At 35.7% G+C, this 14,210-nt stretch carries 9 protein-coding genes and 1 pseudogene; 6 read left to right on the forward strand and 4 right to left on the reverse strand.

Translation table 11 applies throughout. The annotated features are described in order from the left end of the window. Nucleotides 1-247: 247 nt before the first annotated feature. Nucleotides 248-1,783, forward strand: a complete 1,536-nt coding sequence (locus Xedl_RS18015) for a conjugal transfer protein TraG N-terminal domain-containing protein (protein WP_074025129.1) — start codon at nucleotides 248-250, stop codon at nucleotides 1,781-1,783. 494 nt (nucleotides 1,784-2,277) lie between these two features. After that, a complete protein-coding gene (locus Xedl_RS18025) occupies nucleotides 2,278-6,558 on the forward strand; it encodes an inverse autotransporter beta domain-containing protein (protein WP_074025131.1) in 4,281 nt (1,426 codons plus the stop codon). A 101-nt stretch (nucleotides 6,559-6,659) separates the two neighbouring features. Here Xedl_RS18025 and Xedl_RS39455 read toward each other — a convergent pair. Next, nucleotides 6,660-6,802 (reverse strand): annotated as a pseudogene (locus Xedl_RS39455) (IS1 family transposase); the annotation flags it as partial. A 642-nt stretch (nucleotides 6,803-7,444) separates the two neighbouring features. On the opposite strand from Xedl_RS39455, the gene Xedl_RS18030 reads away from it, so the two are divergent. After that, nucleotides 7,445-8,980, forward strand: coding sequence for a hypothetical protein (locus tag Xedl_RS18030; protein ID WP_074025132.1), 1,536 nt, complete (start codon nucleotides 7,445-7,447; stop codon nucleotides 8,978-8,980). A gap of 325 nt (nucleotides 8,981-9,305) precedes the next feature. Beyond that, a complete protein-coding gene (locus tag Xedl_RS18035; protein ID WP_143187472.1) occupies nucleotides 9,306-10,217 on the forward strand; it encodes a hypothetical protein in 912 nt (303 codons plus the stop codon). A gap of 326 nt (nucleotides 10,218-10,543) precedes the next feature. On the opposite strand, the gene Xedl_RS18040 is transcribed toward Xedl_RS18035, so the two are convergent. From Xedl_RS18040 to ccdA, 3 genes are all read right to left on the reverse strand, one after another. Next, entirely contained in the window at nucleotides 10,544-10,897 is a 354-nt protein-coding gene (locus Xedl_RS18040; RefSeq protein ID WP_074025134.1) for a hypothetical protein, read from the reverse strand. A 157-nt stretch (nucleotides 10,898-11,054) separates the two neighbouring features. After that, nucleotides 11,055-11,363 (reverse strand): type II toxin-antitoxin system toxin CcdB, encoded by a 309-nt coding sequence (gene ccdB / locus Xedl_RS18045; protein ID WP_074025135.1) that lies wholly within the window; start codon nucleotides 11,361-11,363, stop codon nucleotides 11,055-11,057. Continuing rightward, nucleotides 11,364-11,582 carry a type II toxin-antitoxin system antitoxin CcdA gene (gene ccdA / locus Xedl_RS18050; RefSeq protein ID WP_074025136.1) on the reverse strand — a complete coding sequence of 73 codons (219 nt, stop codon included), beginning with the start codon at nucleotides 11,580-11,582 and terminating at the stop codon, nucleotides 11,364-11,366. It abuts the gene before it with no gap. Between the two features lie 1,182 nt (nucleotides 11,583-12,764). Here ccdA and Xedl_RS18055 point away from each other — a divergent pair. Continuing rightward, nucleotides 12,765-13,688, forward strand: coding sequence for an integrase domain-containing protein (locus Xedl_RS18055; RefSeq protein WP_074025137.1), 924 nt, complete (start codon nucleotides 12,765-12,767; stop codon nucleotides 13,686-13,688). After that, the gene (locus tag Xedl_RS25940) at nucleotides 13,685-14,131 is read left to right on the forward strand and encodes an SGNH/GDSL hydrolase family protein (RefSeq protein ID WP_143187473.1); all 447 of its coding nucleotides are present in this window, start codon (nucleotides 13,685-13,687) and stop codon (nucleotides 14,129-14,131) included. The genes Xedl_RS18055 and Xedl_RS25940 overlap by 4 nt, the downstream gene beginning before the upstream one ends. The last annotated feature ends 79 nt before the right edge of the window (nucleotides 14,132-14,210 follow it).

A 14,210-nucleotide genomic window follows, 5' to 3' on the forward strand; every position in this document is an offset into this window, starting at 1 on the left:
TCGGTCCGTTGGGTGATTTGTGATTTTTCGCAATTGATCAGATCGCAAAAACCGGACTGAGTTCCCTCCAAGTGATCTATTATTTTGAAATCTTATTTATATTGATTAGTGTCTTTTTATGGAATTTTTGGAGATCAGGAAAAGTTCCCTCAAAATCAAAACAATCCTTTAAACGTATAGTGTTAATGTATGTATTGCTTGTCCTGGTCAATGAGATGCTTATTTGGATAAACAGTGGAGAGTAGCCATGACCACAAATAGCTATCTTGAATATTTCCTGACTCTATTGGGTTGGATAATTAATAATGGTTTATGGAATATATTACTCAGTACAGGTCTTTTTGTTGTTCCATTATTATTTAAAGTAGTGGGTATATGGTTAAAAGTACGTGAGGAAGGAGAAGACGAAGGAAATAAAGGGACTTTATCTATTGTTAGAATTGAAAACGCAATTTATGGTGCTTTTATCGTAATGGTTTTTTGCTGTGTTCCACTTTTTAACATTAGTCTTAGCACTATGCAAATTGATTTAAGCAGGAGTAAATATTGTGGGACGTGGATAGCAGCAAAACCAGAAGATTCTGGTTTCAGAGGCACTATCTCATCTTTAGACGATAAAACGGCAAAAGCACCAATATGGTGGATGTTGATCCATAAAGTATCTAAGGGAATCACTCAAGCTTCTGTTGCAACTATTCCATGTCGCCCAGACTTACGCCAAGTTCGTTTTGAAGTCCAGCATAGCTATATAAAAAACGGTTCATTAGTAGCCGCATTGCAGGATTTTACTAATGATTGTTATTCGCTTGCATTATATGACTGGAAGAGTCAAGACCAGGGTAAGGAGTTGAATGAAAGCGTTTTGAGAGATATTGAATGGCTAGGTTCTAGAACGTTTTTAAATGGAGCCTATCAGACCTTACAGTCACGTACTCCTAGAGAGAGTTTTCCATGGGTTTCTCAGCGTGATGATGGTTATTCTAATACTGGAATCGGAGGGTATCCAACATGTGCTCAATGGTGGTCAGATGAAAAAGTTGGGCTTAGAAAATTAGTAATGGAACAAGCTGATCCGGGGATGTGGTTACGAGCAAAATCAGCGATGAGATTGATAAATGAAGATTTAAAAGAGTTTCAAGAAGCTGTTATTCGCCGTTTAGTCAGCCCAGCCAGCTTACAAGTGTCTCAGGGAGATTCTGTGTATATGGGATATGGCGGTAATGCTGACTTTTTCACTATAACAAGTACGGCGACACGTGCCGGATCTATGGTAGGGCAAGTTCTGGGTTCATTGGCAATATTTCCAGCATTAGACGCGATGCGGCAATCACTGCCTATGGTTCAAAGCTTATTACTGATGGCTATATATGTAATGTTACCTTTGATTTTAATGTTTTCAGCCTACGATTTTAAGACAGCAGTTACATTAACATTTGTGATTTTTGCCTTGAATTTCTTAACATTCTGGTGGGAATTAGCTCGTTGGTTAGATAGCTGGATGATCGAAGCGTTATATAGCTCAGATACACATAGCCGTTGGAACGTTATGGGAATACAGAATACTTCGGATGACATTATTATCAACTTTGTCATGGGTACGATGTTCTTAGTATTACCAGCAGTTTGGATGGGGGCGTTATCCTGGGCGGGTGTTAAAGTTGGCGGAACATTGGAAACTGGAGCGATGCAAAGAGGAACTGCCGAATCTAAGCAAGCAGGGGGTAAAGGTGGTGAAGCAGCTACTAAAGGCGGCACATCGGCTATTAATCAATTGAAAAAATAATAGTAGGTGATTGGGTTTTATAAACTCAATCACCACACTTAATTGAAACATCGCTTCATATTGTCAACACTTCAATCGCAAAATACTGGAGAGTCAATCACTCTTCATCATTCGAATGCGGTTATTAGGATTTCTCTGATGCGGATCACTACCCCTAGTAAGTTCTAGTCCTGTATTGCTATCAATAATCCGATTCACAGTTAACTTACTAATCAACCTGACAAGCGCGTCATGCTGCATATATGCAGTTTTTTTATCGTTCTTTTTAACAACGACTAGAATGTTTTTAATTACATTTTTAATAGATATGGGAGTTGGAAATGCGCTCGCAATTGGAAGCATGACCTAATTGTTGTGAGTATGTCTCTCTTACAGATAACAGTATTTTTGAAAAAATGCTATACAGATACTAAGATTACTTTATTAATGTGCTAAAGAAAAAAGAAGCTAAATTAATACGTTAATGTGGATGACTATTTAAGGAGTGCTGATATATGTCATCATGTGTAAAAAAGATAATTTTTCTGATTATTCTATTCTATACATTATTTATGCTTTCGACAACGACTAGCGCTTCGGTTGAACATAGTGTGCAACCAAAAAAGCAGGAAACCTATTTGAATAATACTTATGAACCTGATACTTCTAAGATTATTCATAACAATATGCAAGTCGCTAGGAATATATTATCCTCTTCGCCTTCAGAACTTAAGGAACAAGCAACTTATTATGCGCTGAGTAGATTTAACAACACTATTTCATCCGAAGTGCAAAAATGGCTATCTCAGTTTGGTACAGTAAAAATTAATTTTGGATTAGACAGAAAAGGGTCGCTAAAAAATAGCTCACTCGATCTATTATTACCTCTCTATGATAATAAAACCAATTGGTTATTCTTTTCTCAATTTGGCTATCGTAATAAAGATAGTCGGGATACTGTGAATTTTGGTTTAGGCGGGCGTTATTTTTATCAGAATTGGATGTATGGTCTGAATACATTTTATGATTATGATATCATTGGTAAAAACAGACGAGTAGGGTTTGGCAGTGAAATTTGGGGTAATTACATTAAACTTTCTGCTAATGCTTATTATCGTCTAAGCGACTGGCAACAATCTAGAAAATTTCAATATTATCATGAACGCCCTGCAAATGGTTATAACATTAATGGGGAGTTTTACCTGCCTTTCTATCCTAATTTAGGTACTAATCTGAGTTATGAGCAATATTTTGGCGACAATGTAACGTTATTCGATCGGAAAACTAAACAGAAAAACCCCTCACTGGCAAAAATTGGTTTAACGTATACGCCAATTCCATTAATCACCATCGGTGCGGATTATAAACAGGGAACAGGAAACCGTACTGAAATGCAATTTCTGGCAAATTTAAATATCAAATTAGGTTCTTCATTGAGTGAACAATTATCACCGGATAATGTCGCTTCAATGCGAACACTAGCAGGTAGCCGTTATGATTTAGTGGAGAGAAATAATAATATTGTCCTTGATCACAGAAGTATTCCGACTGCCCAATTTTCTTTACAGAAAGCAACAGTGATAGGTTATAGTCGTCAACAGATTAATATCCCAATAAAATTACCTACTGATACATCAATTAAAAAAATTCATATTTACGGTGAAAAAGAAAGAGAAAATTTTGAAAAAAACAAAGGGAAAATTTTTGTTAGTTCCAATGGGATTCAAGTAGTACTGCCTGAGTTTTTAAACGGAAAAAATGAAAAAAATGTCTATACATTTTATACTGTTGCTGAATTAAGCAATAACCAAAAAACAGAACCACAGCATATTCAATTAATTGTCAAACCTTTTGAAATTTATCACAGAGATGAGGCTAATTTCACTCCATCAGGTCCATTACCTGCGTCGGGAGATACAAAGGATGGATATACGTTTAGTCCTGTTATTACTTTTGATACATCTGACAAAGTACCATCAGAAATAACAATTGACAATGTTCAATGGGTAACTGAACCTCCTGCGGATAAAAACTCCGGGCTGGAATTTCATCCTCAATATAAATTCGAACAAATAAAAACAGATAAGAACGGATATTTTCTCAAAGATGATCGCGTTATATTAACCAGCACAAAATCAATTAAAGATGTAAAGGTTTATTTAGTTATGGATAGTCAACCTAAGAAGTTATTGGGAACGGTAAGTTTTACTGACAATACCCAAAGTTATCAGGTGAAAGAAATTGAAGTCACTCCTGATGGCGATTTAACTGCTGATGGTGAGCAAACTTACACCTATAAGGCGCTTATTGTTGATAATGAAAAGAATCCTGCAATAAATAAAAAACTCTCTGAAGTGAACTGGAATATAGATAATCCTGTTGATGGACTAACTTTACACGTGCCAAAAGACGAGATACAAACAGACAGCGAAGGGAAATTAAAAGCAACGCTGACCAGTAATAAAAAAGCGGATGGAATATGGGTTTCACTTACCATTGAAAAACAATCCCCTGTAAAGGCACCACGGGCAGTATCTTTTAAGTTGGAAAGTATCAGTGTGCAACCTGATAGCGCTAAACTTAAATCAGTTCATGATACTTATACTTATACGGCAATTATTACAAATAGTGAGGGTAAAGCAGAAAAAGGCAAGACAGTGCAATGGAGTCTGTTAGAAAGTGTTCAGGGCGTCACTCTAGATCCTGTTACAACAGTCACTGATGGTGACGGAAAAGTCACGGCCAAACTCACGAGTTCTGTGGCTGCATCAAATATTATTGTAACTGCTTCATCCGGTGGAAATACAGGGAAAGCACAGCAGCCTGCAAACTTTGCATGGCCTGTCATTCACAAACCGATAGTTACACCGAAGAGTGGCGATGTGAGCAATGATGGAAGTGATGCTTATACCTATACGGCAATGGTCTATGAACCGGATGGCACGACCATTTATACTGGACAAAAAATAAAATTTGAATGGAGTCTTCAGCAACCAACAGGAGATAAAACAACTTATCTGAAAACGTCAGGAGACGTTACCACCTCGCCCAAAGGAGAACTTACAAATAATTTGGTCAGTTCTCATAACCCACCGATAAAAGATGCTGTAGTTTGCGTTGCTATTGCTGGTAATCGAGCCTCTGAAAATGGGCAACAATGTGCCGACAAAGTTTCTTTTGCCGAACCTGTTAAGTTGGAAAATATCAGTGTGCAACCTGATAGCGCTAAACTTAAATCAGTTCATGATACTTATACTTATACGGCAATTATTACAAATAGTGAGGGTAAAGCAGAAAAAGGCAAGACAGTGCAATGGAGTCTGTTAGAAAGTGTTCAGGGCGTCACTCTAGATCCTGTTACAACAGTCACTGATGGTGACGGAAAAGTCACGGCCAAACTCACGAGTTCTGTGGCTGCATCAAATATTATTGTAACTGCTTCATCCGGTGGAAATACAGGGAAAGCACAGCAGCCTGCAAACTTTGCATGGCCTGTCATTCACAAACCGATAGTTACACCGAAGAGTGGCGATGTGAGCAATGATGGAAGTGATGCTTATACCTATACGGCAATGGTCTATGAACCGGATGGCACGACCATTTATACTGGACAAAAAATAAAATTTGAATGGAGTCTTCAGCAACCAACAGGAGATAAAACAACTTATCTGAAAACGTCAGGAGACGTTACCACCTCACCCAAAGGAGAACTCACAAATAATTTGGTCAGTTCTCATAACCCACCGATAAAAGATGCTGTAGTTTGCGTTGCTATTGCTGGTAATCGAGCCTCTGAAAATGGGCAACAATGTGCCGACAAAGTTTCTTTTGACAAAGCTTATACTCTAACGTTTACAGTTATTCGCCCTACATCGACACTTGAAGGTAAGGCGAATCAGTACACATTTATTGCAACGATAAAACGTAAAAAAGATAATGGGCTGCAACCAGGTGTACCGATAAACTGGGGCACATCATTACCTGTTCCTTTAGCGCAGGAACCTCATCTGATTACTACACAGGAAAATATAACCAATTCGCAGGGACAGGCAACTTTCACGATGTACAGTGATAATGGAGGATTTGATAATATTACAGTCACTGCTGCGGCTGATAATAGTTCTCCAGATTCGAAAAGCGAAACGGTAAAAATCACTGCGAGACCTAAAAATGACGATAATCATATTTTACTTTATCATTACAATGGGCAGAAAGGTCTAGCTACGACGCGAGATGGCGTACTCGCGCGTAACTTAACCTTTGGTTGGGATAAATTGAGATTTATACCTAAACACAACGCTAATAACCCTGAAATTGCTGGTGCTAATGCTTATCCAGCCTATAATTCAAACAATGAAAATATTATAATTGTGGCGGTTAAAAATGATACAGGTGATGGATATTTCGAAGTGAAAGCAGCGGGTAGTACAACGGTAGAAAGCCGCTACACATTTCCTTCAGGCCGTTACCTTGTATACCAAACAAATATAGCCATTAATAAGATGGTATTTGCTGATACTGGGGGAGTTTATGGTAAGGCTGTGTCCTATGCGTATCCGCCTGAGCGTCAATTCAGTCCTGCTATGAGTTGTACGACAGGGTCACCAGTGGAAACGACCGATATAGAAGATAGCATTACAGAGCTTGTGAAGCAGGGGACGGATTTAAAAGCCGCAGGATTAATTGGTGATATCGATGGAGTTGACTTCATTGGAGCAAACACCTCTGGATATACACAGGCTTATCCATTAAGCTCATCACATAAGGCTGATTTATTTATTTTACTTTGCTATTAGATAGAATTTTAAAAATTAAGCCTGTCAAAACATGCATCTAATGTGTCGTTTTTACATGGTTTTTGTCTTGCGAACGGATGCGTTCATATGGCGACCATAAGTTTTAAAACCCGAACGACGGCATTAATACTAATGTGTAATGCACGGGCAGTATCTTTATACCCTCTTGCCACGCGCCCTTATCGTGTTTTTTGACGGATTCAGTTTGCTGACAAAATCGATATTTTACTTCAATCGTCGCCATTTTACTTCCCCCAAAAAAATAGTGATTATACATCACTATCAATGGGTTGAATACGTGACCAGTTTTATCTCACAATAATGTGATTGTTTTGTTTTTTTATTATTTCAATGTTTATTTTATAACTTTACAATAAGAAATTGCAATTTCTTATTAAATGGAGAGGTTATTTTAAGTGTTCTGTAATTATATCTAAATGTAAATTTTTTATAGGGAATAATGATATTTTTTATTCTAAGTATATTGACTTTTATTTTTTTTGAATGTAATCTGGTTTTAAAATCTCAATAAGATAGCTTGGATTTTCATGATAAGTGCAATTTCTGAAAAGGCGGCCAGTTGCTATAGAATGCACTATGAATTATAACTCAGTCACCACTGGTTATAATAAATTATATTTTCATATTTTCATATTTTCATATTTTCATATTTTCATGTTTTCATATTTTCATGTTTTCATATTTTCATATTTTCATGTTTTCATATTTTTAGTTGATTGTTTCTCTGGGAAATTATAAATTTTATGTAATGAACTCAATGAGAATCTTTTGATAAGAATAGGAGCGATTTTTTATATTAACCAGACATTGATAATTTCGATTCCTCTTGATAAATATTTCATTAACAATATAAAAAGGTAATAATATGAGTACTACTACTGAAATCTTAGCTATTGATTTTAAAGGCGCTGATGTTTTTCAAGGTTCCAATATTATTGTAATAACCACTTATACTGGAGATAACACACATAAGGTAGTTACAGGTAGTAATATTACTATTACAAACATATCAAATAATCCAAATGTGGAAATAGATGTTTATGAGGATAATCATAGAAAGAAAGATGTTGATGTTAAGAACAATAAAATAACAGTGCCGTATATTATTAAAGTAAAAAACAGTATGGATAAATCAGATATAAAATTAGAAGTTACAACTAATGTTGATAAATCTAATACTAAACAGACTATTACTTGTAAGCAACATCAACATAAAGGAGATCTTGACCTATCATCCTTAAACCTGATAATTATGGGCAGTAATTTTATCGAAGATTTGACCCCTGCTGCTGATGGAGTAAAACCTAATTATAATAATAATGCACACTTGAATGTGGTAATGTATCCGAGGAAAAAAGATGGCACTGCGATGAAAAATTGCCAGATTGCATTACATGTAGATAATATAAGCCATACACGTTTGTATGATGGCGGAACAGAGATTTTACCTTTTAATAACGATATGTATTACATTAATACGGATGATGATGGTAACCTTAAGGTAAAATTCTTTCCCAGAAAGATAACGGAGTTATATATAAGGGAAATAAATATTTCTTCAATTATTGGCGATGAAACAGTTAAATCCACACAGAAGGCATTGTTTGTTACAAAAGATATACTCCCTTCTGACAATATAGATGCACCTATAATTGAGAATATGAATGGCGATAAGATATATCCTCCATCAAATATAGGTGATAGCAAATTTAATGTTAGAGTTCCTAGATCCAATATACTTCAACCAAACGACACTGTGTATATTATGAGCGATGTCGGTAGTCAGGGTGTAGCTACACTATGTACGTCAGAAATATATGGTGACAGAAGTCGTAAAGACGAACCTTTTAAGGTCCTTTATAATACTTTTAACGTACTTGAAACTAACTCTCTGTATTACTATATTTTGACGCCAGGAGCGGATGCCTACAGATCAAAAGATTTACTTTTTAAATTGGCTGATAGCGGAAATTATCAGCCACCGAGAGGAAAATTAGAGCGAGTTAAAATTTTGAATGATCTGAAAGATGAAATTGAAGAATATACTGTTTTTGGAATAGAGTCGGTTAGTGAGGGGGTGGTGTGTGTTGTCCCCATTGGTGATAAAAATCAAGTAAAAGCAGGAGATACTATTTCACTCTATTTAGCCATAAATGGATATGATCCTAGTACAGGTAATCCGACTTTTGAAAATCCACTTTTAAGTACAATAGATATAAAGGATACGGATGTTCACGTAGGCCATATTCAGACCAAGATTAATCAAAATATGTTATTAAATGTTCATACAGATTTTGATGGTAACCCTGCTCCTATGTATATTTATTATATTAATAGTCAACAAGAATATTCAATGAGTTGGCAGGGATTTCTTGATACTGCTCCTTTGGATTCTGATTAAGTATTAGAAATTATCTAATAACATGTAGTGTGTATAATACTTCTGCAAGTTCTCACCTCACTTTCTGAGGTGGGAGGTATAATCTCAATACATTATTAAATAATTATCCCAAATAATATGTAAATTAAAGAAGAGATATTTTTACATTTACCTAAAGTTTTATTCATAACTGAATACCACCTCCTGCGGAGGTGGTCAGCGACAGATTGGCTCTGCCAGTAAGGCTACTCATGGTTAAATCCTTCTCTGTTATCCCCATAGAAGGTTCTCAGAGTCTGAACTAGTAACGCCCCTCAGGGGCTAAATCAAATTTTAATGGAGAAAAATGATGAAAATCAATCCTCTTAAAAAACCTACGCTGCCACAAAAAGATGAAAGTGGAATTATTGATGTGAGTAAAATGGAAAATGATTTTATGCTAGTTGTTATTGATCATTTTGATACTGAAAAACCAAAAGAAACGCTTCAATTATTATTGAATGGTGTCAAAGCTGAGAATTATTTTATAGAGAATCCCGTTCCCTATACTATACATATAACAGTACCTTTTTCTAGTCTATCTTATGGGGATTACACTGTTACTTATACAGTAACTGATGTCGCTAATACCGGTTATTCTGAGCCTGCTTATGTTAAAATAATTAATTCTGAACTTACGTCAACCCCTTATCTTTCTTTGAAAAAGATGACAAATAATCGTGTAATTGCGACCTTAAGTAACAACCAAGAAAATATCGGCGTCATATTTTATATCGCTATGCGTATCCCTAACAATCCTGAACTTTATACATATATAAATACAAGTGATGGAAATTGGTCACCTCTTATCATATTGCCAGCCACAGCTAAAGATGGTACCTATATTATTATCCAATCTGATGCTAGCTATCAGACATATGTTTCTAAAAACAGTAAACCTTCTCCTGACTTTATTGTTCATACGTATGATAAATACGTATTTGGATATTCAAATGGAGAATGGACTCATTACTCTGAAGATAACGAATTGCCTACCAGTGGCGATAATGTAAAATATACGACTCCAAATGATTTAATTACTTCAGCTAATTTCCTGGATGATGCTCAACATGATACAAAATATACTGACCCATATGGTCAAATAGTAATGGAAGTTACAGATAATAAAGCAGAGTCTGTGATTGTTTTTGCTATGTTAGAGAGTGATAGCAGTATATATGATAGTATGGAACTTAATTTCATGTCTGATGCAAAGTAATTTTTGATTCTATCTAATGAAAAGAGTTACCCACTTTGATTAAAGGCGCTGAATCTTAAATCAAAGTGGGTAACTCTCATAAAACACGTTGCCGAGACGGGGATCATCCTGACGGGGATCATCCTGACGGAGATCGCCACAATTGGAAGGAATATTAATCTGGGCGGAAAAAAATCCAACACGTATTTAATCTGACAGGCACTGAATCAAAATGGGTGGCTAATTCTGCAACGCTCGCCGCAGTCTTTAGCTGAGGCGTACCGCAGCGAAGCGAGGAACGTACAGCTAAAGCGAGGAAGCGGAATTTCGCTAGTGCTAAATAATTATCACCGATCACTCTGATCAATATTCCCATCAGGGTAATGGTATCCGTCTAAATCGTAATGCCCATGTTTTAAAGGCCCTGCACTAGGTGTTTTAGATAAAACTAATATTATAATAAAGAAAATTGACACTATAATTATAGTGATAATAGTACTTAAGATAAGTGCTGTTACGGCTAAAGCGCTTATTATAAAGATTGGAAGATGCCCAATCCATGTAGGGACATTACTTTCCTTTGCTTTATTAACACACGTTTTATCCCAACTTTTTAATTTATTAAAACATCGTTTCCAGATATACGCTGCTTTTGTCCCCCAAAGTTCTCCTCGGGATCTTATCTTTAAATTTTTTTGCATGTAGTCCCCTTATTCTATAAAAAATGGCAAGATTTATTGCTTATTAGCGCATCGTTCATCTTGTTGATGTTTAGCCAATAGTCTTCCGTGGAAGTTATTTTTTTCATTGTGTACTTCACTTGATATAAAACATCACTCAATATATAAAAACGATTATTTAAATTCCCCAAAACAAAAGATTAAGCGCATCTTTGATACTTGTCGACCACTGAGTCGCATCAGCGATTTTTTCTCCAATTACGTTTTCTGGAATACTTGAAAGCTCTGTTGTTAAAAGTTGATAATCTTTATGCTCGATTTGCACTATGGGAAATAAATGACGGTTTACCTTGTTTGAAAAATGATATGCTTCAATCAAAGGAATAACCATACGCCTTCCTGGTGTTTCAATAATATCGCTTTGCACATCAATAAGCAGGCTGTATTTGCTTTCTTTTCGTTTATATTGATAAACAATAAATTGCATTTACCAGTTCCTATTTTCATCAGCAAATGAGCCATATTGCTCAATAAATTGAGCAACCTCTTCCATTCCTTTACGATTATTTTCCTTCCAATTTTCAGCTTTGATGCGTTGAGCCTCCTTCGCCATGGTTTCATTAACAAAACCTGAAATATTTATGCCAGCGGAGCTTAGAATTAGATAATTTTCTTTATCAACTGTTACATTAACTCTATGTTTCATTATGATGCACCTAAAGTGTATATTATAAATACATATTTAAAGTATGTACTTTATGCAAGAAAAAGCAACCTGATTTTTATGGAAAAAAGTCGTGAAGCCCATTTGTGCATAAAAATTGATTGTAAACAAATGGGTAACCAAATTCACACAGAATTAGGGTAATAATAATTTTGTGAGTGGTTTTCAATCATTGACGAGCATGAACTGCCAGTGTAAGATTTTTATCGTTATAACGTTACCTTATGGTAACCAATCAATGTTCCAGCAATCTGAGAGGAACGCCTTTGGGTGATTGCAAATATCAATGTTCTAGTAGTCTGAGAGGAACGCTTTCGGGTGACTGCACCATCTGCCACACCTGAAAAGGCAGACAGTAAACACTCTGGGTAAACCCGTTTATTCTTTGAAAACGGGGATCGCTAAAGCGATTAAGAAATATTCAAATAAAATTCATCAAAGTAGATGAATTCCTTCAAACGTGCTGTTTGATGTAGAAAAACATCAAACATCTTTGTCGATGTAATACGTCTTTTGTAAATACGTCGAGAGCTTTCGCGGCCTTTACCGGCGTCGATATAACGATATGCCATTTGGAACATTTGGCATTTTCGTTATCTTCGAATAGCGGTATTGGAAGCAGGAAGATGAGCGGCGTCACTTGAGTAAAAGCGTAGCGATTACCAAGTGACGCCGCTAGGCGTAAAACTTCCAGACCGCATTACAACTAACGTTAAGACATCTTTTCAAACGGTTTTACCAAATGAAGACAACAGTTGGTATATTTCAAAACGTTGTAAGAGATCGTTTTAAATTTTTTACAAAGCGTCCGGCGCGCCCGTTTTACGAACGGTCGCTTGGGAAAACTCAACTTTTAGTTTCAATTAATGAATCTAACTTTTTGATAAATAGGAGATAAATAGTCAAGATATTGAGGCGTTCATCCTAGTAACAGGTTCTGAACGGGGAGCATTAAAGCGCAGTGCAGAGCACAGAGCGCGCTCCTGCAATAACTCAACATGATAGCGCCCTGCTACACAATATCTGACTGTCAGGAGGACACACATAACCGATACGCAGGGAACGTCTGTAATGACGAAAAACTAACAGTTTGTTTGTGATAGAGGCAGTAGGCTTATGAATAATAAAAAATTATTCATAATTCTAATGCTATTGGAGGTTTTTATGGATAAAAAAACATCACGATCAAAGGTAGAAACATTTAAAAAAAACTTTATTACTTGTGCCCGTAAAGCAGGAGGTAGTTTTGCTACAGTTGCTGATCGCACTCGAATAGCCAAACAGTTTCTTAATTATTTGAACTCTTCAGGAATTAAATTACGTCAATTAGATAGCTTAAAAATTAAATATATCGAAGGATATGTTGAAAAAAGAAAATCTGAAAATATTAGTAACCGAACTTTACAAAATGAAATGTCAGCATTGCGTGGTATTCTTTCACAAGCAGGAAAACATAAATTAGCTGATCCAAATAATGAACGATTGAATAATCGTTCTCTTGGAATAGCAGGTGCAAGCCGTATGGGAACAAAAGAAGCATTATTTCCCGATGAATTTAAGCAAGCATTTAAAGAAGTGGAAAGAATTGATAAAGGTGTTGCTGCAACTTTACAATTGGCATATGTTTTAGGGCTGAGAACAAAAGAAGCTGTTCAAGCTTGTAAATCTATAAATACGTGGAAGCAATCTTTAAATAATGGACATCATTCTGTCAGAGTAGTTTTTGGTACAAAGGGGGGACGTCCTAGAGATACTACTATTTTAAATAGTGAACAACTTAAAAATGCTATTAATTATGCTGAAAGTGTAATGAAAGAACGTGATGGTAAGTTAATTGATAAACCTAGTATCCATCAGGCGATTGATCGTTATAGAAATATAGTTCGTTCAGCCGGATTAGTTGGTAAAAAAGCACCTCACAGCATGCGATATTATGTTGCTAAAGAACTTAGCGAATATTATCAGAAAGCAGGATTTAATAAAAAAGAAGTATTAGCACAGGTATCTATGGATTTAGGCCATGGTGATGGTAGAGGTAGGTATATTAATCAGGTATATTACCAGAATGCAAATGGAGGCGATGAATGAATTTTATTCATTCAATAAGGTTTTTTTTCATTTTCTTTTCCTTTCTTCCATTAAATGGGCATTGTAAAGCTTTATTTTTTGGTGACTCTTTAACATACGTTTATAGTGAGTCATATAAATCCTTAATTAATAAAGATGCAGATGTTTTTTATCAAGTTGGTTCTGGGCTTTTAAATAGGAATAGATATGATTGGTTTTCTGCTATTGAGCGTATTAATTTTGATAAATATGACCTTGTTATTATAAGCATTGGGACAAACGACTTCAATAAAGAAATAAACTCAATTGATTATTCTCGTTCTATTTTTGAACTGATTGGCAGGATTAGGAGTAAAAATATGGGTGAAAAATACACAGTTTTTTTAGATGAAAAAAAAATTAGAACAGACGATGGCATCCATATTACTAAGCACGGAGCAAACCTAAATAAGCTTTCAAAATAGTAGATCACTTGGAGGGAACTCAGTCCAATTTTTGCGATCTGATTAATCGCCAAATCAAAAAAAATCCCAAAATGGACTG

Source organism: Xenorhabdus eapokensis (assembly GCF_001908105.1).

Excerpts from the sequence above, each read along its gene's own strand:
- Xedl_RS18055 (WP_074025137.1), top strand. The coding sequence starts at position 12,765 with ATGGATAAAAAAACATCACGATCAAAGGTAGAAACATTTAAAAAAAAC.
- Xedl_RS18030 (WP_074025132.1), top strand. The coding sequence starts at position 7,445 with ATGAGTACTACTACTGAAATCTTAGCTATTGATTTTAAAGGCGCTGAT.
- Xedl_RS18025 (WP_074025131.1), top strand. The coding sequence starts at position 2,278 with ATGTCATCATGTGTAAAAAAGATAATTTTTCTGATTATTCTATTCTAT.
- Xedl_RS25940 (WP_143187473.1), top strand. The coding sequence starts at position 13,685 with ATGAATTTTATTCATTCAATAAGGTTTTTTTTCATTTTCTTTTCCTTT.
- Xedl_RS18035 (WP_143187472.1), top strand. The coding sequence starts at position 9,306 with ATGATGAAAATCAATCCTCTTAAAAAACCTACGCTGCCACAAAAAGAT.
- Xedl_RS18015 (WP_074025129.1), top strand. The coding sequence starts at position 248 with ATGACCACAAATAGCTATCTTGAATATTTCCTGACTCTATTGGGTTGG.
- Xedl_RS18040 (WP_074025134.1), bottom strand. The coding sequence starts at position 10,897 with ATGCAAAAAAATTTAAAGATAAGATCCCGAGGAGAACTTTGGGGGACA.
- ccdA (WP_074025136.1), bottom strand. The coding sequence starts at position 11,582 with ATGAAACATAGAGTTAATGTAACAGTTGATAAAGAAAATTATCTAATT.
- ccdB (WP_074025135.1), bottom strand. The coding sequence starts at position 11,363 with ATGCAATTTATTGTTTATCAATATAAACGAAAAGAAAGCAAATACAGC.